Origin of the sequence: Vibrio genomosp. F6 (genome assembly GCF_005146325.1) — a bacterium.
GTDB classification, from domain to species: domain Bacteria; phylum Pseudomonadota; class Gammaproteobacteria; order Enterobacterales; family Vibrionaceae; genus Vibrio; species Vibrio cortegadensis.
Window position 1 is genome coordinate 25,470 of record NZ_SYUT01000057.1, and the last position, 18,781, is coordinate 44,250.

Annotated in this window: 19 protein-coding genes; 18 read left to right on the plus strand and 1 reads right to left on the minus strand. The window is 43.2% G+C overall.

Going from position 1 to position 18,781, the window contains the following annotated elements:
• From yidC to glmU, 17 genes are all read left to right on the plus strand, one after another.
• A complete protein-coding gene (gene yidC / locus FCV43_RS17715) occupies nucleotides 1-1,620 on the plus strand; it encodes a membrane protein insertase YidC (protein WP_136995903.1) in 1,620 nt (539 codons plus the stop codon).
• Between the two features lie 148 nt (nucleotides 1,621-1,768).
• Nucleotides 1,769-3,130, plus strand: a complete 1,362-nt coding sequence (mnmE, locus tag FCV43_RS17720) for a tRNA uridine-5-carboxymethylaminomethyl(34) synthesis GTPase MnmE (protein WP_017054316.1) — start codon at nucleotides 1,769-1,771, stop codon at nucleotides 3,128-3,130.
• 53 nt (nucleotides 3,131-3,183) lie between these two features.
• Complete coding sequence (gene mioC, locus FCV43_RS17725) at nucleotides 3,184-3,618, plus strand: FMN-binding protein MioC (protein WP_017054317.1); 435 nt, start codon at nucleotides 3,184-3,186, stop codon at nucleotides 3,616-3,618.
• Between the two features lie 487 nt (nucleotides 3,619-4,105).
• A complete protein-coding gene (gene mnmG / locus FCV43_RS17730) occupies nucleotides 4,106-6,001 on the plus strand; it encodes a tRNA uridine-5-carboxymethylaminomethyl(34) synthesis enzyme MnmG (protein ID WP_017054318.1) in 1,896 nt (631 codons plus the stop codon).
• Complete coding sequence (gene rsmG / locus FCV43_RS17735; RefSeq protein ID WP_136995904.1) at nucleotides 6,001-6,633, plus strand: 16S rRNA (guanine(527)-N(7))-methyltransferase RsmG; 633 nt, start codon at nucleotides 6,001-6,003, stop codon at nucleotides 6,631-6,633. The genes mnmG and rsmG overlap by 1 nt, the downstream gene beginning before the upstream one ends.
• Nucleotides 6,634-6,646: 13 nt before the next feature.
• Nucleotides 6,647-7,420 (plus strand): ParA family protein, encoded by a 774-nt coding sequence (locus FCV43_RS17740; protein WP_017054320.1) that lies wholly within the window; start codon nucleotides 6,647-6,649, stop codon nucleotides 7,418-7,420.
• A gap of 24 nt (nucleotides 7,421-7,444) precedes the next feature.
• Nucleotides 7,445-8,326 (plus strand): ParB/RepB/Spo0J family partition protein, encoded by an 882-nt coding sequence (locus FCV43_RS17745; RefSeq protein ID WP_136995905.1) that lies wholly within the window; start codon nucleotides 7,445-7,447, stop codon nucleotides 8,324-8,326.
• A gap of 191 nt (nucleotides 8,327-8,517) precedes the next feature.
• Nucleotides 8,518-8,907, plus strand: a complete 390-nt coding sequence (locus tag FCV43_RS17750) for a F0F1 ATP synthase subunit I (RefSeq protein ID WP_017054322.1) — start codon at nucleotides 8,518-8,520, stop codon at nucleotides 8,905-8,907.
• Between the two features lie 8 nt (nucleotides 8,908-8,915).
• Nucleotides 8,916-9,728: a F0F1 ATP synthase subunit A gene (gene atpB / locus FCV43_RS17755; protein ID WP_017054323.1), complete on the plus strand. Its 813-nt coding sequence runs from the start codon at nucleotides 8,916-8,918 to the stop codon at nucleotides 9,726-9,728.
• A gap of 54 nt (nucleotides 9,729-9,782) precedes the next feature.
• Nucleotides 9,783-10,040, plus strand: coding sequence for a F0F1 ATP synthase subunit C (gene atpE / locus FCV43_RS17760; RefSeq protein ID WP_005372317.1), 258 nt, complete (start codon nucleotides 9,783-9,785; stop codon nucleotides 10,038-10,040).
• Nucleotides 10,041-10,097: 57 nt separating this feature from the next.
• Entirely contained in the window at nucleotides 10,098-10,568 is a 471-nt protein-coding gene (gene atpF, locus FCV43_RS17765; RefSeq protein ID WP_017054324.1) for a F0F1 ATP synthase subunit B, read from the plus strand.
• A 15-nt stretch (nucleotides 10,569-10,583) separates the two neighbouring features.
• Nucleotides 10,584-11,117, plus strand: coding sequence for a F0F1 ATP synthase subunit delta (gene atpH, locus FCV43_RS17770; protein WP_136995906.1), 534 nt, complete (start codon nucleotides 10,584-10,586; stop codon nucleotides 11,115-11,117).
• A gap of 13 nt (nucleotides 11,118-11,130) precedes the next feature.
• Nucleotides 11,131-12,672: a F0F1 ATP synthase subunit alpha gene (gene atpA, locus FCV43_RS17775; RefSeq protein ID WP_017054326.1), complete on the plus strand. Its 1,542-nt coding sequence runs from the start codon at nucleotides 11,131-11,133 to the stop codon at nucleotides 12,670-12,672.
• A 42-nt stretch (nucleotides 12,673-12,714) separates the two neighbouring features.
• Nucleotides 12,715-13,581 carry a F0F1 ATP synthase subunit gamma gene (gene atpG, locus FCV43_RS17780; protein WP_017054327.1) on the plus strand — a complete coding sequence of 289 codons (867 nt, stop codon included), beginning with the start codon at nucleotides 12,715-12,717 and terminating at the stop codon, nucleotides 13,579-13,581.
• Nucleotides 13,582-13,633: 52 nt separating this feature from the next.
• The gene (atpD, locus tag FCV43_RS17785) at nucleotides 13,634-15,037 is read left to right on the plus strand and encodes a F0F1 ATP synthase subunit beta (protein WP_017054328.1); all 1,404 of its coding nucleotides are present in this window, start codon (nucleotides 13,634-13,636) and stop codon (nucleotides 15,035-15,037) included.
• Nucleotides 15,038-15,055: 18 nt separating this feature from the next.
• Nucleotides 15,056-15,478: a F0F1 ATP synthase subunit epsilon gene (locus tag FCV43_RS17790; RefSeq protein ID WP_017054329.1), complete on the plus strand. Its 423-nt coding sequence runs from the start codon at nucleotides 15,056-15,058 to the stop codon at nucleotides 15,476-15,478.
• 148 nt (nucleotides 15,479-15,626) lie between these two features.
• Nucleotides 15,627-16,991 (plus strand): bifunctional UDP-N-acetylglucosamine diphosphorylase/glucosamine-1-phosphate N-acetyltransferase GlmU, encoded by a 1,365-nt coding sequence (glmU, locus tag FCV43_RS17795; protein WP_017054330.1) that lies wholly within the window; start codon nucleotides 15,627-15,629, stop codon nucleotides 16,989-16,991.
• A 97-nt stretch (nucleotides 16,992-17,088) separates the two neighbouring features.
• On the opposite strand, the gene FCV43_RS17800 is transcribed toward glmU, so the two are convergent.
• Entirely contained in the window at nucleotides 17,089-17,832 is a 744-nt protein-coding gene (locus FCV43_RS17800; RefSeq protein ID WP_029203545.1) for an amino acid ABC transporter permease, read from the minus strand.
• Nucleotides 17,833-17,925: 93 nt separating this feature from the next.
• Between FCV43_RS17800 and FCV43_RS17805 the strand changes: the two genes are divergently transcribed.
• The gene (locus FCV43_RS17805) at nucleotides 17,926-18,699 is read left to right on the plus strand and encodes a transporter substrate-binding domain-containing protein (RefSeq protein ID WP_017054332.1); all 774 of its coding nucleotides are present in this window, start codon (nucleotides 17,926-17,928) and stop codon (nucleotides 18,697-18,699) included.
• Nucleotides 18,700-18,781: the final 82 nt, after the last annotated feature.

Here is an 18,781-nt window from a genome sequence, read left to right on the forward strand (position 1 = left end):
ATGGCTTCTCAACGTAATATCCTGCTAATCGCACTGGCTCTAGTTTCTTTTTTATTGTTCCAACAATGGAACATTGCAAAGAATCCAGCACCACAAGCGGTTGAACAGGCACAACCAAGCAGCACACTACCTGCTCCATCTTTGGCTAACGAGCTTGATCCTGCTCCAGCTCAACAAGCATCAGCAAAAACTATCCAAGTAATTACTGATGTTTTGACTCTGTCAATCGATACAGTTGGTGGTGATGTAGTTACAGCAAACCTAAATGATTACTCTGCAGAATTTGATTCTGAAGATTCTTTTACTCTTCTTAAAAACGAACCTGGTCACCAATTTATCGCTCAAAGCGGTTTAGTGGGTCCTCAAGGTATCGATTTAAGCAGCACTAACCGCCCAAGCTACACGGTTTCAGCAGACAGCTTTACGCTGGCTGACGGTCAAGATGAACTACGCATCCCAATGACTTACCAAACTAACGGCTTAGATTACACAAAAACATTCATCCTTAAGCGCGGCAGCTACGCAATTGATGTTGAATACGATGTAATCAACAACTCTGGCAATAATGCAACATTCGGCATGTACGCTCACCTACGTCAAAACGTAATGGACGATGGTGGCAGCCTAACAATGCCAACTTACCGTGGTGGTGCTTACTCTACGGAAGATACGCGTTACAAAAAATACAGCTTCGATGATATGCAAGATCGCAACCTGTCTCTTAACCTAGCCAATGGCCAAGGTTGGGCAGCAATGATTCAGCACTACTTTGCAAGCGCATGGATCCCACGCGACGAAGCAGGCAGCAACCTTTACACTCGTGTTATTGGTAGCCTTGCCGACATTGGCGTTCGTATGCCAAACAAAACAATTGCGACAGGCGACAGTGCCAATTTCCAAGCAACGCTTTGGGTTGGTCCTAAACTTCAAGAGCAAATGGCTGCCGTTGCACCAAACCTAGATCTAGTAGTGGACTACGGTTGGTTATGGTTTATTGCGAAACCACTTCATACTCTGCTTTCGTTCATTCAAGGTATCGTTGTGAACTGGGGTCTGGCAATTATCTGTCTAACATTCATCGTTCGTGGTGCTATGTACCCACTAACGAAAGCTCAGTACACGTCTATGGCGAAAATGCGTATGCTTCAGCCTAAGCTGACCGCAATGCGTGAACGTATTGGCGATGACCGTCAACGCATGAGCCAAGAAATGATGGAGCTGTACAAGAAAGAGAAAGTAAACCCACTCGGTGGCTGTTTACCAATCGTTCTTCAAATGCCAATCTTCATTTCACTATACTGGGCACTAATGGAGTCTGTTGAGCTACGTCATTCACCGTTCTTCGGTTGGATTACTGACCTTTCAGCACAAGACCCATACTACATCTTGCCACTTCTAATGGGTGCTTCAATGTTCCTAATTCAGAAGATGAGCCCAACGACAGTAACGGATCCAATGCAGCAGAAGATCATGACCTTTATGCCGGTTATGTTTACATTCTTCTTCCTGTTCTTCCCTTCAGGTCTGGTTCTATACTGGCTAGTATCGAACATCGTAACTCTGATTCAGCAAACGCTTATCTACCGAGCGCTGGAAAAGAAAGGTCTGCATACTAAATAACATTTAGTAGTAACCTAAAAAAATAGAGAAAGGCGACCAAAAGGTCGCCTTTTTGTATTTCGCTGATTACAATTCAACTCATTACATTTTAATGATATTACTCATTAATGATTCACATTGAACCGTATTAAATTTAAGTAGGCACATTATGACTACAGACACCATTGTCGCTCAAGCTACCGCCCTAGGGCGAGGCGGAGTCGGTATTATTCGAGTATCAGGCCCTAAAGCGACCCAAGTTGCTATAGAGGTTACCGGACGTGAGCTAAAGCCACGTTATGCTGAATATCTTCCGTTTAAAGGGCAAGATGGAACCGAACTCGATCAAGGTATTGCACTCTATTTTCCAAACCCGCACTCCTTTACTGGAGAGGATGTTTTAGAGCTGCAAGGCCACGGCGGTCCTGTTGTCATGGATATGCTAATCAAACGCATTCTTGAGATCCCCGGATTACGAGCAGCGAAGCCTGGAGAATTCTCTGAACGCGCCTTCTTAAATGACAAGATGGACTTAACTCAAGCAGAAGCCATTGCTGACTTAATTGACGCCAGTTCAGAAGAAGCCGCAAAATCAGCACTACAATCGCTTCAAGGTGAATTTTCAAAGCGCATCAATACCCTTGTTGAATCGCTCATCTACCTACGAATCTACGTAGAAGCTGCTATTGATTTTCCAGAAGAAGAGATCGATTTTCTAGCGGATGGAAAAGTAAGCGGTGACTTACAAGCCATCATCGATAATTTGGAAGCGGTACGCAAAGAGGCCAATCAAGGTGCAATCATGCGTGAAGGGATGAAAGTCGTCATTGCTGGCCGCCCAAATGCGGGAAAATCAAGTTTGCTGAATGCTCTTTCTGGTAAAGAGAGCGCCATTGTGACAGATATTGCAGGTACAACACGAGATGTATTACGTGAGCACATTCATATCGATGGCATGCCGCTGCACATTATTGATACCGCTGGATTGCGAGAAGCTTCTGATGAAGTCGAAAAAATTGGTATTGAACGCGCATGGAAAGAGATAGAACAAGCCGATCGTGTTCTATTTATGGTTGACAGTACAACCACGCAAGCGACGGATCCTAAAGAAATTTGGCCTGATTTTGTCGATCGACTACCAAACAATATTGGAATGACAGTGATCCGCAATAAAGCGGATCAAACTACCGAAGATCTTGGTATTTGCCACGTAAACGATCCGACGCTTATTCGACTGTCAGCGAAAACGGGAGAAGGTGTGGATGCTTTACGTAATCACCTAAAAGAGTGCATGGGCTTTGCTGGTGGCAACGAAGGTGGCTTCATGGCTCGTAGACGCCATCTTGATGCGCTAGAGAGAGCAGCAGAGCACTTAAACATAGGCCAGCAGCAGCTAGAAGGGTATATGGCAGGTGAAATTCTGGCAGAAGAGCTTCGCATCACTCAACAGTACCTAAATGAGATCACAGGTGAGTTCAGTTCCGATGATTTACTCGGAAAAATCTTCTCTTCATTCTGTATCGGAAAATAAACCATTAAACGCGATTTAATAGACATCGCGTTTTTTATTACAAGGAATAAAGAATGATTCATATCATTACTGGCAGTACTCTCGGTGGTGCCGAATACGTAGGAGATCACTTAAGTGACCTTCTGCAAGAGAAAGGGCTAGAGACAGTCATCCACAATCAACCTCAAATAAGCTCTATTCCTAATAGTGGCACTTGGTTAGTCATCACATCGACTCACGGTGCAGGCGCGTACCCAGATAATATCCAGCCGTTTATCTCTGAATTAGAAAAAAATCCACCTAAAATGGATGGCGTTAAGTTCGCTGTCATTGCGATTGGTGACTCCAGTTATGACACTTTTTGTGCTGCTGGTTTGCATGCTTTTTCACTCTTAAAAGAGATAGGAACAACCTCGATCAGTGACTGTTTTACCATTGATATTTTATCCCAATCAGTACCAGAAGACGCTGCAGAAGAGTGGCTAAACCAGCATTTTGACCAGTTTTAGAGCTAGAATTATCTCTATAAAGGCGGTGTCTACCGCCTTTTTTTATGCCTAATTTTAAATTTGTGAATAACTTTCTCTAATTTCACAAAACTGTTTGCTCAAAAAACAAACAAACCACTTGTGGATAACATAGCTCATTTCCAGTGTTAAACCTATAGTTATCCCAATGATAACTTATATGCTTGGATCCCCCTGTGCATAAGTAGCCATTTTGATCCCAGCTAATCCTCCGATTGATCCAAACTAGATCACACCTTTTGATCCACAAAAGATCAATGATCTTGTTGATCATTTTCCACTTATCCACAGAAACACTCGATCCTAATAATAGATCTAATAAAAGATCTCTATAAAGATCTTATATATATTAAGGAAAGGAGCTTTGATCAAAAAAAGCTAAAAGCGATTCTCTAGTCCATGGAAAAAAGGTAGAATAGCGCTCCATTTTCTCTGTCCATTAAATCGTTTTTATACCTGAGGTCGGTCCATGCTTTATCACGAAAAATTTGACGTCATTGTTGTTGGTGGCGGTCATGCAGGAACGGAAGCCGCACTCGCATCAGCCCGTACTGGACAAAGTACACTCTTGCTTACTCATAACATCGACACGTTAGGACAAATGTCTTGTAATCCGGCAATTGGTGGTATCGGTAAAGGTCATCTTGTCAAAGAAGTCGATGCTATGGGTGGATTGATGGCACAAGCTATCGATCACGCAGGTATTCAATTTAGAACTTTGAATGCATCAAAAGGTCCTGCAGTAAGAGCAACTCGTGCTCAAGCTGATCGAGCTCTGTACAAAAGTTATGTACGCCATGCTCTTGAAAACACACCAAACCTAACTCTGTTTCAACAATCAGTCGATGATCTCATTGTTGAGAATGATCATGTCGTAGGTGTCGTTACTCAAATGGGATTAAAATTCCATGCCAAAGCCGTAGTGTTAACGGTTGGTACTTTCCTTGGTGGAAAAATTCATATCGGAATGGAAAGCTCTGCGGGAGGGCGAGCAGGAGATCCTCCGTCAATCGCACTAGCAGATCGTTTACGTGAGTTACCATTCCGAGTCGATCGTCTCAAAACAGGTACACCACCACGCATTGATGCCCGTAGCGTTGATTTTTCCGTACTTGAAGCTCAGCATGGTGATAACCCAACGCCTGTATTTTCTTTCATGGGATCACGCAGCCAACAACCTCGCCAAATTCCATGCTTTATCACGCATACCAATGAAAAAACGCATGATGTAATACGTGCTAATTTAGATCGCAGCCCAATGTATGCTGGTGTTATCGAAGGTATTGGACCTAGATATTGCCCATCAATTGAAGATAAAGTGATGCGTTTTGCTGACAAAAACAGCCACCAAATCTTCATTGAGCCTGAAGGACTCACGACTCATGAGTTGTACCCTAACGGTATTTCAACAAGCTTACCTTTTGATGTACAAGTTCAAATTGTTCGTTCAATGAAAGGTTTTGAAAATGCACATATTGTTCGTCCAGGTTACGCGATTGAATATGATTTCTTTGATCCTAGAGATTTAAAACAGAGCTACGAAACGAAATTTATTGGTGGATTATTCTTTGCTGGCCAAATCAACGGCACAACAGGCTATGAAGAAGCGGCAGCTCAAGGCTTAATGGCCGGACTAAACGCAAGCTTGTATACACAAGGTAAAGAGTCATGGAGCCCAAGACGTGATCAAGCCTATATGGGCGTGTTGATCGATGATTTATCGACAATGGGCACGAAAGAACCTTACCGTATGTTTACTTCACGTGCGGAATACCGCTTATTGCTTCGTGAAGACAATGCTGATTTACGTTTGACAGAAAAAGCGCATGAGCTTGGTCTTATTGATGATGCTCGCTGGGCTCGATTCAACCAAAAAGTTGAAAATATTGAGCAAGAGCGCCAACGATTAAAAGATCTATGGATGAACCCAAAATCTGAAGGTATCGCGGATCTTAACGCATTATTGAAGACACCAATGTCACGCGAAGCGAGTGGTGAAGATCTTTTACGTCGTCCAGAGATCACCTACCCACTGCTGACTGGTTTGGATATGTTTGCTCCAGCCCTTGAAGATCAACAAGCCGCAGAGCAAGTTGAGATAATGGTGAAATACGAAGGTTATATTCAGCGTCAGCAAGATGAAATCGACAAATCATTACGCCACGAGAACACTAAACTGCCAATCGATCTTGATTACAGTGAAGTGAAAGGGCTATCAAATGAGGTCGTAGTGAAATTGACCACGGCCAAGCCGGAAACATTAGGTATTGCATCGCGTATCTCTGGTATCACTCCAGCGGCCATTTCTATTTTATTGGTGCATCTGAAAAAACAAGGTTTACTGAAAAAAGGCGAGCAAGCTTAATGAGCGTATTACGTATAAAACTAGACCAATTATTAGCTCAAACTGATTTAGAAGTGAATGAGAATCAGCGTGAACAACTCGTCGGTTATGTGGAGATGTTGAATAAGTGGAATAAAGCTTACAACCTCACCTCGGTTCGCGATCCTATGGAAATGCTGATTAAACATATTTTAGACAGTATTATTGTAAGTACATACTTACATGGAAAGCGTTTTATTGACGTTGGTACTGGGCCTGGCTTACCTGGCGTACCACTTGCAATCATGAATCCAGATTATGACTTTGTCTTATTAGACAGTTTAGGTAAGCGAATTCGTTTTATTAAACAGGCTACCCACGAATTAGGCATCAAAAATGTGACGCCTATTCAAAGTCGCGTAGAAGAGTATCAACCTGAAGATAAATTTGATGGTGTACTCAGCCGTGCATTTGCTTCAATGACGGATATGGTGGAATGGTGTCATCACTTACCAAAAGATAATACTGGTGTGTTTATGGCGCTAAAAGGTCAATTATCTGAAAACGAAATTGAGCTTATTCCAGAATGGTGTACCGTGACAGATGTCAAAGCTTTACAGGTTCCAGAGCTTGAAGGTGAGCGTCATCTGGTAATCTTATCGCGTAAGGGATAACAGCGAGGCAATCGTGGGAAAAATCGTAGCAATAGCTAATCAGAAAGGCGGAGTGGGGAAAACCACAACCTGTGTCAACCTAGCCGCTTCAATGGCTGCCACTAAGCGTAAGATATTAGTGATAGATCTTGATCCTCAAGGCAATGCCACAATGGCGAGTGGGATCGATAAATATCAAGTTGATGCCACTGCTTATGATTTATTGGTCGAAGATACTGCATTTAGTGAAGTGGTACAGCGCAGCACGAATGGCAACTATGACCTCATTGCTGCAAACGGAGATGTAACCGCGGCTGAAATTAAACTAATGGAAGTCTTTGCGCGTGAAGTTCGGTTAAAAAATGCGCTATCTATGGTTCGTGATAACTATGATTTCATCTTTATTGATTGTCCTCCCTCTTTAAATCTTCTTACAATCAACGCAATGGCAGCAGCGGATTCTGTATTAGTGCCAATGCAATGTGAGTATTTTGCGTTAGAAGGTTTAACTGCGTTAATGGATACCATCAGCAAACTGGCTGCAGTCGTGAATGAAAATCTAAAGATAGAAGGTTTGTTGCGTACAATGTACGATCCGAGAAACCGACTCTCCAACGAAGTCTCCGACCAGCTTAAGAAGCACTTTGGTAGCAAAGTGTATCGCACAGTGATTCCACGTAACGTTCGCTTAGCTGAAGCTCCAAGTCATGGAAAACCAGCTATGTATTACGACAAGTATTCCGCCGGGGCTAAAGCATACTTAGCTTTGGCAGGTGAAATGCTTCGTCGTGAAGAAGTCCCAGTATAAACTTTAATCCAAGGAATTCGCTCAATGTCTAAGCGTGGTTTAGGAAAAGGATTGGATGCTTTACTTGCAACCAGTTCATTAGCTCGTGAGAAACAGCAAGTCGCCTCACATAGTCAATTGCTCTCTTCTGATGGCGAGTTAAAAGATTTATCGACTAACAGCTTAAGAGCGGGTGTGTATCAACCTCGTAAAGATATGGAACCAGAAGCGTTGCAAGAACTTGCGGCTTCTATTCAGTCACAAGGCATTATTCAACCGATCATTGTCCGTCAGATTGAGCAAGGTCAGTTTGAAATTATCGCGGGTGAAAGACGTTGGAGAGCGGCTAAGCAAGCAGGGCTAAAACAAGTCCCATGTTTGGTGAAAAATGTAAAAGATCGAGCTGCGATTGCAATGGCGTTGATTGAAAATATACAGCGTGAAGATCTTAACGTTATGGAAGAAGCTCAAGCTTTAGAGCGGTTACAGAATGAGTTTTCCTTAACGCATCAACAAGTTGCTGAAGTTATTGGCAAATCTAGAACGACAGTCAGTAACTTATTACGTCTAAATCAGCTCCATGATGACGTAAAAGGTTTAGTTTTAACTAAACAGCTAGAAATGGGGCATGCTAGAGCGCTTCTTGCTTTAGAAGGTGAACAGCAAGTTGAGGTTGCGCAGAATGTAGCAGCGAAACAATTAACCGTTCGCCAGACAGAGCAATTGGTTAAAAAATGTTTATCTCCAAAGGTTGAAGGTAAAAACCAACCTGAAGATGAAGATGCTAAGCAAATGTCACAGAGCTTAAGTGATATTCTTGGCTCAAAAGTGTCGGTAGTTCGCTCTGTCAACGGTAAGTCAAAAATAACGATTAGTATTGATGAACCTCACAAATTAGAGCAACTTATTGCCAAGCTACATAGCTAAATGAGATAATTGATTTAGGTCAATTATGCAAAAAATGAAATTTCATTCGAAAGTTGTCGGTTTGTAAACAAAAGTGTAACTTTTTGCTGCGTTTTTATTGCAATCAGTTTGACTCACCGTATAATTTTCGGAAAATTCCCCGCACTGAGCAGTATGAGGTGCATAGTGGATATTATTAGAGGTACGAATACATGGTAGCTGCGTTAGCGAGACCAGGACGAGAGCTTGCAAAGCAATTGTTAATGATCGAGTTTGGCGCGGTTATGTTAGTGGCAGCAGGGATGGCTATAGCCGTAAATGCTGATTGGGGCCTTTCAGCGCTTGTTGGTGGTGGTATTTTTGTCATTGCTAACGCGGTTTTCGCGTTGTGTGCTTTCATGTTTAGTGGAGCTCGTGCTGCCAAGCGCATCGCGGCCTCTTTCTATACAGGACAAGCCTTAAAAATCCTAATCACGGTTGTACTATTTTCTGTTGCTTACGTGTATATGCAGGTGGAACTTGTTCCCCTCAAACTAACCTATTTGCTGGCATTAGGGATTAACATCTTTGCGCCAGTGCTATTCATTAACAACAAAAAATAGGATGAGTTATGGCTGCGCCAGGTGAAGCGCTAACACAATCCGGATATATTGCCCACCACTTATCAAACCTATCGCTTGCGAAATTGGGTTTGGTAGCGGATGAAGCAAGCTTCTGGAACGTACATATCGATAGCCTGTTTTTTTCTGTGTTTACAGGACTGATTTTCCTTTGGATTTTCCATTCTGTCGCTAAGAAAGCAACAGTAGGTGTACCAGGTAAGCTACAGTGTGCCGTTGAAATGGTAATAGAGTTCGTTGACCAAAACGTCAAAGATACTTTCCATGGACGCAACCCACTTATAGCTCCGCTGGCACTGACTATCTTTTGTTGGGTATTATTAATGAACATCATGGACTTAGTTCCAATTGATTTCTTACCTTACCCAGCACAACATTGGCTAGGCATCCCTTACTTAAAAGTGGTTCCTTCTGCTGATGTAAACATCACCATGGCTATGGCTCTGGGTGTTTTTGCTCTGATGATCTACTACAGCATCAAAGTGAAAGGCCTGGGTGGCTTCGCAAAAGAATTAGCGTTACATCCATTTAATCACTGGTCTATGATTCCGTTTAACCTTCTAATTGAAGTGGTATCGCTTTTAGCTAAACCTCTTTCTCTTGGTATGCGTTTATTCGGTAACATGTTCGCTGGTGAGGTTGTATTTATTCTTTGTGCAGCAATGCTACCATGGTGGCTACAATGGATGGGTTCACTTCCGTGGGCAATCTTCCATATTTTGGTAATCCTGATTCAGGCATTCGTATTCATGATGTTGACAATTGTTTATCTGTCAATGGCACACGAAGACCACGATCATTAATTTTTTAAGCTTTTATTTAGGCATTAAGCCAACAACTATAAATTGGAGATAGTAATGGAAACTTTACTGAGCTTTTCAGCAATCGCCGTGGGTATCATCGTCGGTCTTGCTTCTCTTGGTACTGCGATTGGTTTCGCACTTCTAGGTGGTAAATTCCTTGAAGGTGCTGCTCGTCAACCAGAAATGGCTCCTATGCTGCAAGTTAAGATGTTCATCATCGCTGGTCTGCTTGATGCGGTTCCAATGATCGGTATCGTAATCGCTCTACTATTCACGTTTGCTAACCCATTTGTTGGTCAACTAGCAGGCTAATTAACGACTTACGTTAATTAAATTTTTGTAGTTGATACTTAACGAGGGGTAGCTGTTGTGAATATAAACGCAACTCTGCTAGGTCAAGCAATTGCTTTTGCAATGTTTGTAGCGTTCTGCATGAAATATGTATGGCCGCCAATCATGCAAGCAATTGAAGAGCGTCAGAAAAAAATTGCTGACGGTCTTGTAGCTGCTGAACGCGCTGCAAAAGACTTAGATTTAGCACAAGCCAACGCTTCTGACCAAATGAAAGAAGCGAAACGCACTGCAACTGAAGTAATCGATCAAGCGAATAAGCGTAAAGCTCAAATTGTTGATGAAGCACGCGAGGAAGCTCAGGCAGAACGCCAGAAAATCCTAGCACAAGCTGAAGCAGAACTTGAAGCTGAACGTAACCGCGCTCGTGATGAGCTTCGTAAACAAGTTGCAACTCTGGCTGTAGCTGGTGCTGAGAAAATCCTTGAGCGTACAATCGATAAAGATGCGCACAAAGATATTCTTGACAACATTACTGCAAAACTTTAAAGCGAGGGGCAGGATATGTCTGATTTGACTACAATCGCACGCCCCTATGCTAAAGCAGCGTTTGATTTTGCGGTTGAGAAAGGTGAGCTAGACCAATGGGGTCAAATGCTAACCTTTGCTGCCGAAGTAGCAAAAAACGATGAAATTGCTGATTTGCTAAGTGGATCTGTATCTGCTGAGCAATTGTCTGAAATATTTATCGCAATTTGCGGCGAACAGTTTGATGAATTCGGCCAAAACCTAATTAAGGTGATGGCTGAAAATGGCCGATTAAAGGCCATGCCTGAAGTCTGTGAAGAGTTTTTAATGCTTAAACAAGAGCATGAGAAGAAAATTGATGTTGAAGTACTTTCAGCCGTCGAACTTTCTGAAGAACAACGCACAGAAATCAGCAGCAAACTTGAGCAGCGTCTTGAACGCAAAGTTCAGCTGAATTGCAGTGTAGATGAGACCCTACTTGGTGGGGTTATTATTCGAGCCGGAGACCTAGTCATCGATAACTCAGCGCGTGGTCGTTTGAACCGCCTGAGCGATGCCTTGCAGTCTTAATGGGGATTGGAGCATGCAACTTAATTCCACTGAAATAAGCGATCTAATCAAACAACGTATTGAATCTTTCAACGTTGTTAGTGAAGCTCGTAACGAAGGTACTATCGTATCGGTAAGCGACGGTATCATCCGCATTCACGGCCTAGCGGACGTGATGCAAGGTGAAATGATTGAATTACCGGGTGGCCATTATGCACTAGCACTTAACCTTGAGCGTGACTCGGTTGGTGCGGTTGTAATGGGCCCATATGTCGACTTACAAGAAGGCATGAAAGTAACAGGTACTGGTCGTATCCTTGAAGTACCAGTAGGCCCAGAAATGCTAGGTCGTGTTGTAAACACACTTGGTGAGCCTATTGATGGAAAAGGCCCTATCGAAGCGAAACTAACTTCTCCAGTAGAAGTGATTGCACCTGGTGTAATCGATCGTAAATCGGTAGACCAACCAGTACAAACTGGCTATAAGTCAGTTGACTCAATGATTCCAATCGGCCGTGGTCAGCGTGAGCTAATCATCGGTGACCGTCAAACTGGTAAAACAGCAATGGCGATCGATGCAATCATTAACCAGAAAGATTCTGGTATTTTCTCAATCTATGTAGCAATCGGTCAGAAAGCATCGACTATTGCCAACGTAGTTCGCAAACTAGAAGAGCACGGCGCACTGGCTAATACCGTTGTTGTTGTTGCTTCTGCTTCTGAATCTGCTGCGCTGCAATACCTTGCACCGTACTCAGGTTGTGCGATGGGTGAATACTTCCGTGACCGTGGCGAAGATGCACTGATCATTTATGATGATCTATCTAAGCAAGCGGTAGCGTATCGTCAGATCTCTCTACTACTAAAACGTCCACCGGGTCGTGAAGCGTTCCCTGGTGATGTTTTCTACCTTCACTCTCGTCTTCTAGAGCGTGCTGCTCGTGTAAGCGAAGTATACGTAGAAAAATTCACTAACGGTGAAGTGAAAGGCAAGACTGGTTCTTTAACTGCTCTACCTATCATTGAAACGCAGGCTGGTGACGTATCTGCATTCGTACCGACTAACGTAATCTCTATTACCGATGGTCAGATCTTCCTACAAACTGAGCTATTCAACGCTGGTGTTCGTCCTGCTGTTGACCCAGGTATCTCAGTTTCTCGTGTAGGTGGTTCAGCGCAAACGAAAATCATCAAGAAGCTATCTGGCGGTATCCGTACTGCACTAGCTCAATATCGTGAACTAGCGGCATTCGCACAGTTCTCGTCTGATCTTGATGAAGCGACTAAGAAGCAGCTAGACCATGGTCAAAAAGTTACAGAACTAATGAAGCAGAAACAGTACGCTCCTATGTCTGTTTTTGACCAAGCACTAGTTATCTTCGCGGCAGAGCGTGGTTACTTGAATGATGTAGAACTGGATAAAGTTCTAGATTTTGAAGCATCACTACTGTCGTACGCTCATGGTCAATACGCTGATTTCGTTACTGAAGTCAACGCTACGGGTGCTTACAACAGCGATATCGAAGCTAAGCTTAAAAAGCTTACTGATGATTTCAAAGCAACCCAGACCTGGTAATTGGTTGGTGGCCTTAGGGTCACCCACTAACGGAGAGTAACGATGGCCGGCGCAAAAGAGATTCGTAATAAGATCGGGAGTGTAAAAAGCACTCAAAAGATCACGAAAGCAATGGAAATGGTAGCAGCTTCAAAAATGCGTCGCTCGCAAGATGCGATGGAAGCTTCTCGTCCGTATGCTGAAACAATGCGTAAAGTGATCGGTCATTTGGCAAACGCAAATCTTGAGTACAGACATCCGTACCTAGATGAGCGTGAAGCCAAGCGTGTTGGTTATATCATTATTTCTACTGACCGTGGCTTGTGTGGCGGCTTGAACATTAACTTGTTCAAAAAAGCTATGCATGACATGCAAGCTTGGTCTGAGAAAGGTGCTGAAATTGAACTTGCAGTTGTGGGTTCAAAAGCGACAGCATTTTTCAATAACAGTGGCGCTAAAGTAGCTGCACAGGTTTCAGGTTTAGGCGATAGCCCAAGTCTTGAAGACCTAATCGGTTCAGTTGGCGTAATGCTGAAGAAATATGATGAAGGCGAATTAGATCGTCTATACCTAGTGTTCAACAAGTTTGAAAACACTATGGTCCAAGAACCAACGATCGATCAATTACTACCTTTGCCTAAATCGGATAGCGAAGAAGTTCAGCGCGATCATTCTTGGGATTATATTTATGAGCCCGAGCCGAAACCTCTTCTTGATACTCTGTTGGTTCGTTATGTCGAATCACAAGTATATCAAGGTGTGGTAGAGAACCTTGCTTCAGAGCAAGCGGCGCGAATGATTGCAATGAAAGCTGCAACTGATAATGCTGGTGACATTATTGATGATTTAGAACTTGTGTATAACAAAGCCCGTCAATCGGCGATTACACAAGAGCTATCAGAAATTGTTTCCGGTGCTGCAGCAGTTTAAAGCGTATTCGGTTTAAAGCTTAGGTAAAACTAATTAGTTTAGAGGATTAACGATGGCTACAGGTAAGATCGTACAGATCATCGGTGCGGTAGTCGACGTAGAGTTCCCACAGGGCGAAGTACCACGTGTATACGATGCTCTGAATGTTACTGAAGCGAAAGAACGTCTTGTTCTTGAAGTTCAGCAACAGCTTGGCGGTGGCGTAATTCGCGCAATCGTAATGGGCAGCTCTGATGGTTTACGTCGTGGTTTGACAGTAGAAAATACTGGCGCTCCAATTACAGTTCCAGTGGGCACTAAAACTCTTGGCCGTATCATGAATGTACTTGGTGATGCGATTGATGAGTGTGGCGACATTGGTGCTGAAGAGCATTATGCAATTCACCGTGAAGCTCCAAGCTACGAAGAACAGTCTAATGAGACTGCACTTCTAGAGACTGGTGTTAAAGTAATCGACTTGATTTGTCCATTCGCTAAGGGTGGTAAAATTGGTCTATTCGGTGGTGCTGGTGTAGGTAAGACCGTTAACATGATGGAACTTATCAACAACATCGCACTACAACACTCAGGTCTATCCGTATTTGCGGGTGTTGGTGAGCGTACACGTGAAGGTAACGATTTCTACTTTGAAATGCAGGAAGCGGGTGTTGTAAACATCGAAAAACCTGAAGAATCAAAAGTAGCAATGGTTTACGGTCAGATGAACGAGCCACCAGGTAACCGTCTACGTGTTGCACTGACTGGTCTTACAATGGCAGAGCGTTTCCGTGACGAAGGTCGTGACGTTCTACTATTCGTAGATAACATCTACCGTTACACACTTGCAGGTACTGAGGTTTCGGCTCTACTAGGTCGTATGCCATCTGCGGTAGGTTACCAGCCAACACTAGCTGAAGAGATGGGTGTTCTTCAGGAACGTATCACATCGACTAAACAGGGTTCTATCACTTCTGTTCAGGCGGTATACGTACCTGCGGATGACTTAACGGATCCATCTCCAGCAACGACGTTTGCTCACTTGGATGCAACGGTTGTACTTAACCGTAACATCGCTGCAATGGGTCTATACCCTGCGATTGACCCACTAGATTCAACATCTCGTATGCTTGATCCACTAGTGGTTGGTCAAGAGCACTATGATATTGCTCAAGGTGTTCAAACGACACTTCAGCGCTATAAAGAGCTGAAAGATATCATCGCTATCCTAGGTATGGACGAGCTATCTGAAACAGATAAGCAAGTTGTATCTCGTGCTCGTAAGATTGAGAAGTTCCTTACTCAGCCTTACCACGTAGCGGAAGTATTTACAGGTGACCCTGGTGTTTACGTAGCTCTTAAAGAGACTCTACGTGGCTTTAAAGGTCTACTAGCTGGTGAATACGATGACATTCCAGAGCAAGCGTTCATGTACTGCGGTACTATCGACGAAGCTATTGAGAATGCCAAGAAGCTATAAGGCTAAATAGGAGGCGATATGGCAGCAATAACCTTTCATCTAGATGTAGTAAGCGCAGAGAAAAAACTTTTCTCAGGTCGTGTTGAAACATTTCAGGTGACCGGAAGCGAAGGTGAACTTGGTATTTTCCATGGTCACACCCCGCTGCTGACCGCTATTAAGCCTGGCATGGTGCGTATCGTGAAACAGCACGGCCACGAAGAAATTATTTATGTTTCTGGTGGTATGATTGAAGTTCAGCCGGGTACAGCTACTGTACTGGCTGATACAGCAATTCGTGGTGAAGAGCTAGACGCAGCTAAGGCGGAAGAAGCCAAGCGCAAAGCTGAGGAACATATCCAGAATCAGCATGGCGACATGGACTTCGCACAAGCGGCAAGCGAACTCGCTAAAGCCATTGCTCAGTTACGAGTTATCGAACTGACGAAGAAACGTCGCTAATTAAGCAATTAAGTAGCAACGTTGAGACAAAGGCGGCCAATTGGTCGCCTTTTTGCTTATTTGATATCAATAATTTGTAATACAGATTTAACAGCTTAATGAATTCCGGCTAAAATAGTCGCATTAAAAAAACGTCATAGGTTAGAACATGAAATTTAGCTCAGTTATCCTGGCTGCGGGTAAAGGCACTCGTATGTACTCCAATATGCCAAAGGTACTTCATACATTGGCGGGTAAGCCAATGGTTAAGCATGTGATTGATACTTGCAGCGATCTTGGAGCACATAACATTCACCTTGTATATGGTCACGGTGGTGATCAAATGAAGAGTGTATTAGCAGAAGAGCCAGTTAACTGGATCCTTCAAGCGGATCAGTTGGGTACCGGTCACGCTGTGGATCAAGCTTCACCAAAGTTTGAAGATGATGAAAAGATCTTAGTGCTTTATGGCGATGTTCCATTGATCTCTTCTGAGACCATTGAAAACTTACTGGAAGCACAACCTACTGGCGGTATCGCACTGCTTACCGTTGTGCTTGATAACCCGATGGGCTATGGCCGTATTGTGCGTAAGAATGGTCCTGTTGTGGCGATTGTTGAGCAGAAAGATGCGACTGATGAACAAAAACTAATTAAAGAGATCAACACCGGCGTCATGGTGGCGACAGGTGGTGATCTGAAACGTTGGTTATCTGGCTTAAATAACCAAAATGCCCAAGGCGAATACTACCTTACTGATGTTATCGCTGCTGCGCATAATGAAGGACGTGCGGTTGAAGCGGTTCATCCTGCGAACCCTATCGAAGTGGAAGGGGTGAATGACCGTGCTCAGTTAGCTCGATTAGAGCGTGCCTATCAGCAAATGCAAGCTCAGTACTTATTAGAGCAAGGTGTTATGCTACGCGATCCTGCTCGTTTTGATCTACGTGGTTCAATTCAATATGGTATGGATGTTGAGATCGATGCGAATGTGATTATCGAAGGTACTGTTACCATTGGTGATAATGTCAAAATTGGCGCTGGCTGTGTACTAAAAGACTGTGAGATTGATGATAACACTATCGTTCGTCCATACAGTGTCATTGAAGGTGCAACCGTTGGTGAAGACTGTACTGTGGGTCCATTTACTCGCTTACGCCCTGGTGCCGATATGCGTAATAATTCGCATGTAGGTAACTTTGTGGAAGTGAAAAATACGTGTTTAGGCGAAGGCTCTAAAGCCAATCACCTAACGTACTTGGGTGATGCTGAAATTGGCCAACGTGTGAATGTTGGTGCTGGTGCAATCACTTGTAATTATGATGGTGCTAATAAATTTAAAACCATTATTGGTGATGATGTTTTTGTTGGTTCAGATAGCCAATTAATTGCTCCTGTCACTATTGCAGACGGTGCAACTATTGGTGCTGGTTCGACTGTTACCAGAGATGTCGCGGAAAGCGAATTGGTTATTAGCAGAGCGAAAGAGCGTAAAATCGCAAACTGGCAGAGACCTGCGAAAATTAAGAAGTAATTCAAGAGTTAAACGAAAAAGCCGCACTGTTTGCGGCTTTTTTACTTTTTGTGTCTTATGTTCAAATCGTGTGAATCAATTACCCACTTATGACTGATTAGTGGCTCGGTACCGCAATTCGTTTTTCCAACATTCTTACTCCTTGTGAAACCACTAGGATAAGCACTAAATATTCAAGTACCAAGAATGTGTATATCTCTAGAGGTAAGTACTCATTAACCACCAGCTCGTTAGCTCGTCGAGTTAAATCACTTAAGCCGATTACACTCACCAGCGAAGACATTTTGAGAATGTAGACAAATTGATTACCTAGCGGTGGCAGAATTTGTCTTAATGCTTGAGGAAGAATAATAAAGCGCATCTTCTGCCAATAATTCAATCCAAGTGATTCTGCGGCTTCGTGCTGACCTTTATGAATCGCTTGAATGCCACCACGAAATACTTCGGCCATAAAGGCACTTTCTGCGATGGTTAATGCGATCACCCCAGCCCAAAAGTGGTTGAGTGAGATATCCATCAGTGTAGGCATACCGTAATAAACCCACAGTAAAAGCACCAGAACCGGAATAGAGCGGATCGTCTCTACATAAACACGGTTGATTAGATTGAGCCATTTCTTATCTGAAAGAGCGGGTAGTGCGATCATTAGTCCAATCGACATAGCAAAGAGCATACTCAGGAGGGATACTGCTATCGTATCTTCAAAACCACCTAAGAGAAAACCGATGTTTGTCCGACCTTGCTCGGTGGAAGGATCAAGCACATACCATCCCCACTCATAACTAGAGCAACCAGTGATAAGTAAGGGAGTAAAAAGGAAGAAAAAGTGTCGGTAATTCACAATAAGTTACTATCCTAACTAATAAAATTTCGATGTTACTGCTATGTTATCAAGACTATGAGAAAAAAAGTTAATAATATTAAGGAATAGACAATGAAGAGATTCATTATAGCATTAGGAATGTGTTTGCTCGCGGTTGGACAAGTTTCGGCGGATAGCCGTTTAAAAGAGATTTTAGACACTGGCGTAATGCGAGTGGGAACAACGGGAGACTGGAACCCGATGACCATGAAAGATCCAGCAACCAATAGTTATCGCGGTTTTGATATTGATGTCACGACGGAATTGGCGAAAGATCTTGGAGTCAAGGTCGAATATATCGCAACCGATTGGAAAACCTTGGTTAATGGCATTACCGCGAATAAATATGACATTACCGGAAGTGCGTCGCTGAATATGTCGCGTGCCAAAGTTGCGGGTTATAGTCAGCCTTACTTTTATTTAGCTTTTGTTCCAGTTGTACAAAAAAAAGACCTGACTAAATTTTCCAGTTGGGAGGACTTTAATGATTCGAACATCAAAGTTGCGGCGACACTGGGTACTGTGCAAGAGAAGATGGTTAAAGAGTTTTTCCCTGAAGCAAAACACATTGTTATAGAAGCGCCTGCTCGTGATTTTCAGGAATTACTGGCTCGCCGTGCTGATGTATCAGTGACGTCCAATGTTGAAGCCGCGACGCTGGTGGAGAAATTTAAACAGTTAGCGATTGTGCCTGTCGAAGATCCGCGTCGACCAACACCCATTTCGATGTTACTTCCTCAAGATGACCAAGTGTGGATCAATTATGTGAACCACTGGGTTGAGCTGAAAAAGACGCAAGGTTTTTTCAAAGCGACCGCTGAAAAGTGGGGCTTGAAAAGTTTATAGTGATGTATCATATAAAAAAGCCGCGAATTTCGCGGCTTTTTTGTTTTCTAGCTAACCGAGTTGTCTATTAATCAATTTTTAA

What these genes read in the sequence shown, in the direction of transcription:
- yidC (WP_136995903.1), top strand. Translation starts at nt 1, where the DNA reads ATGGCTTCTCAACGTAATATCCTGCTAATCGCACTGGCTCTAGTTTCT.
- mnmE (WP_017054316.1), top strand. Translation starts at nt 1,769, where the DNA reads ATGACTACAGACACCATTGTCGCTCAAGCTACCGCCCTAGGGCGAGGC.
- mioC (WP_017054317.1), top strand. Translation starts at nt 3,184, where the DNA reads ATGATTCATATCATTACTGGCAGTACTCTCGGTGGTGCCGAATACGTA.
- mnmG (WP_017054318.1), top strand. Translation starts at nt 4,106, where the DNA reads ATGCTTTATCACGAAAAATTTGACGTCATTGTTGTTGGTGGCGGTCAT.
- rsmG (WP_136995904.1), top strand. Translation starts at nt 6,001, where the DNA reads ATGAGCGTATTACGTATAAAACTAGACCAATTATTAGCTCAAACTGAT.
- FCV43_RS17745 (WP_136995905.1), top strand. Translation starts at nt 7,445, where the DNA reads ATGTCTAAGCGTGGTTTAGGAAAAGGATTGGATGCTTTACTTGCAACC.
- FCV43_RS17750 (WP_017054322.1), top strand. Translation starts at nt 8,518, where the DNA reads ATGGTAGCTGCGTTAGCGAGACCAGGACGAGAGCTTGCAAAGCAATTG.
- atpB (WP_017054323.1), top strand. Translation starts at nt 8,916, where the DNA reads ATGGCTGCGCCAGGTGAAGCGCTAACACAATCCGGATATATTGCCCAC.
- atpE (WP_005372317.1), top strand. Translation starts at nt 9,783, where the DNA reads ATGGAAACTTTACTGAGCTTTTCAGCAATCGCCGTGGGTATCATCGTC.
- atpH (WP_136995906.1), top strand. Translation starts at nt 10,584, where the DNA reads ATGTCTGATTTGACTACAATCGCACGCCCCTATGCTAAAGCAGCGTTT.
- atpA (WP_017054326.1), top strand. Translation starts at nt 11,131, where the DNA reads ATGCAACTTAATTCCACTGAAATAAGCGATCTAATCAAACAACGTATT.
- atpG (WP_017054327.1), top strand. Translation starts at nt 12,715, where the DNA reads ATGGCCGGCGCAAAAGAGATTCGTAATAAGATCGGGAGTGTAAAAAGC.
- atpD (WP_017054328.1), top strand. Translation starts at nt 13,634, where the DNA reads ATGGCTACAGGTAAGATCGTACAGATCATCGGTGCGGTAGTCGACGTA.
- FCV43_RS17790 (WP_017054329.1), top strand. Translation starts at nt 15,056, where the DNA reads ATGGCAGCAATAACCTTTCATCTAGATGTAGTAAGCGCAGAGAAAAAA.
- glmU (WP_017054330.1), top strand. Translation starts at nt 15,627, where the DNA reads ATGAAATTTAGCTCAGTTATCCTGGCTGCGGGTAAAGGCACTCGTATG.
- FCV43_RS17805 (WP_017054332.1), top strand. Translation starts at nt 17,926, where the DNA reads ATGAAGAGATTCATTATAGCATTAGGAATGTGTTTGCTCGCGGTTGGA.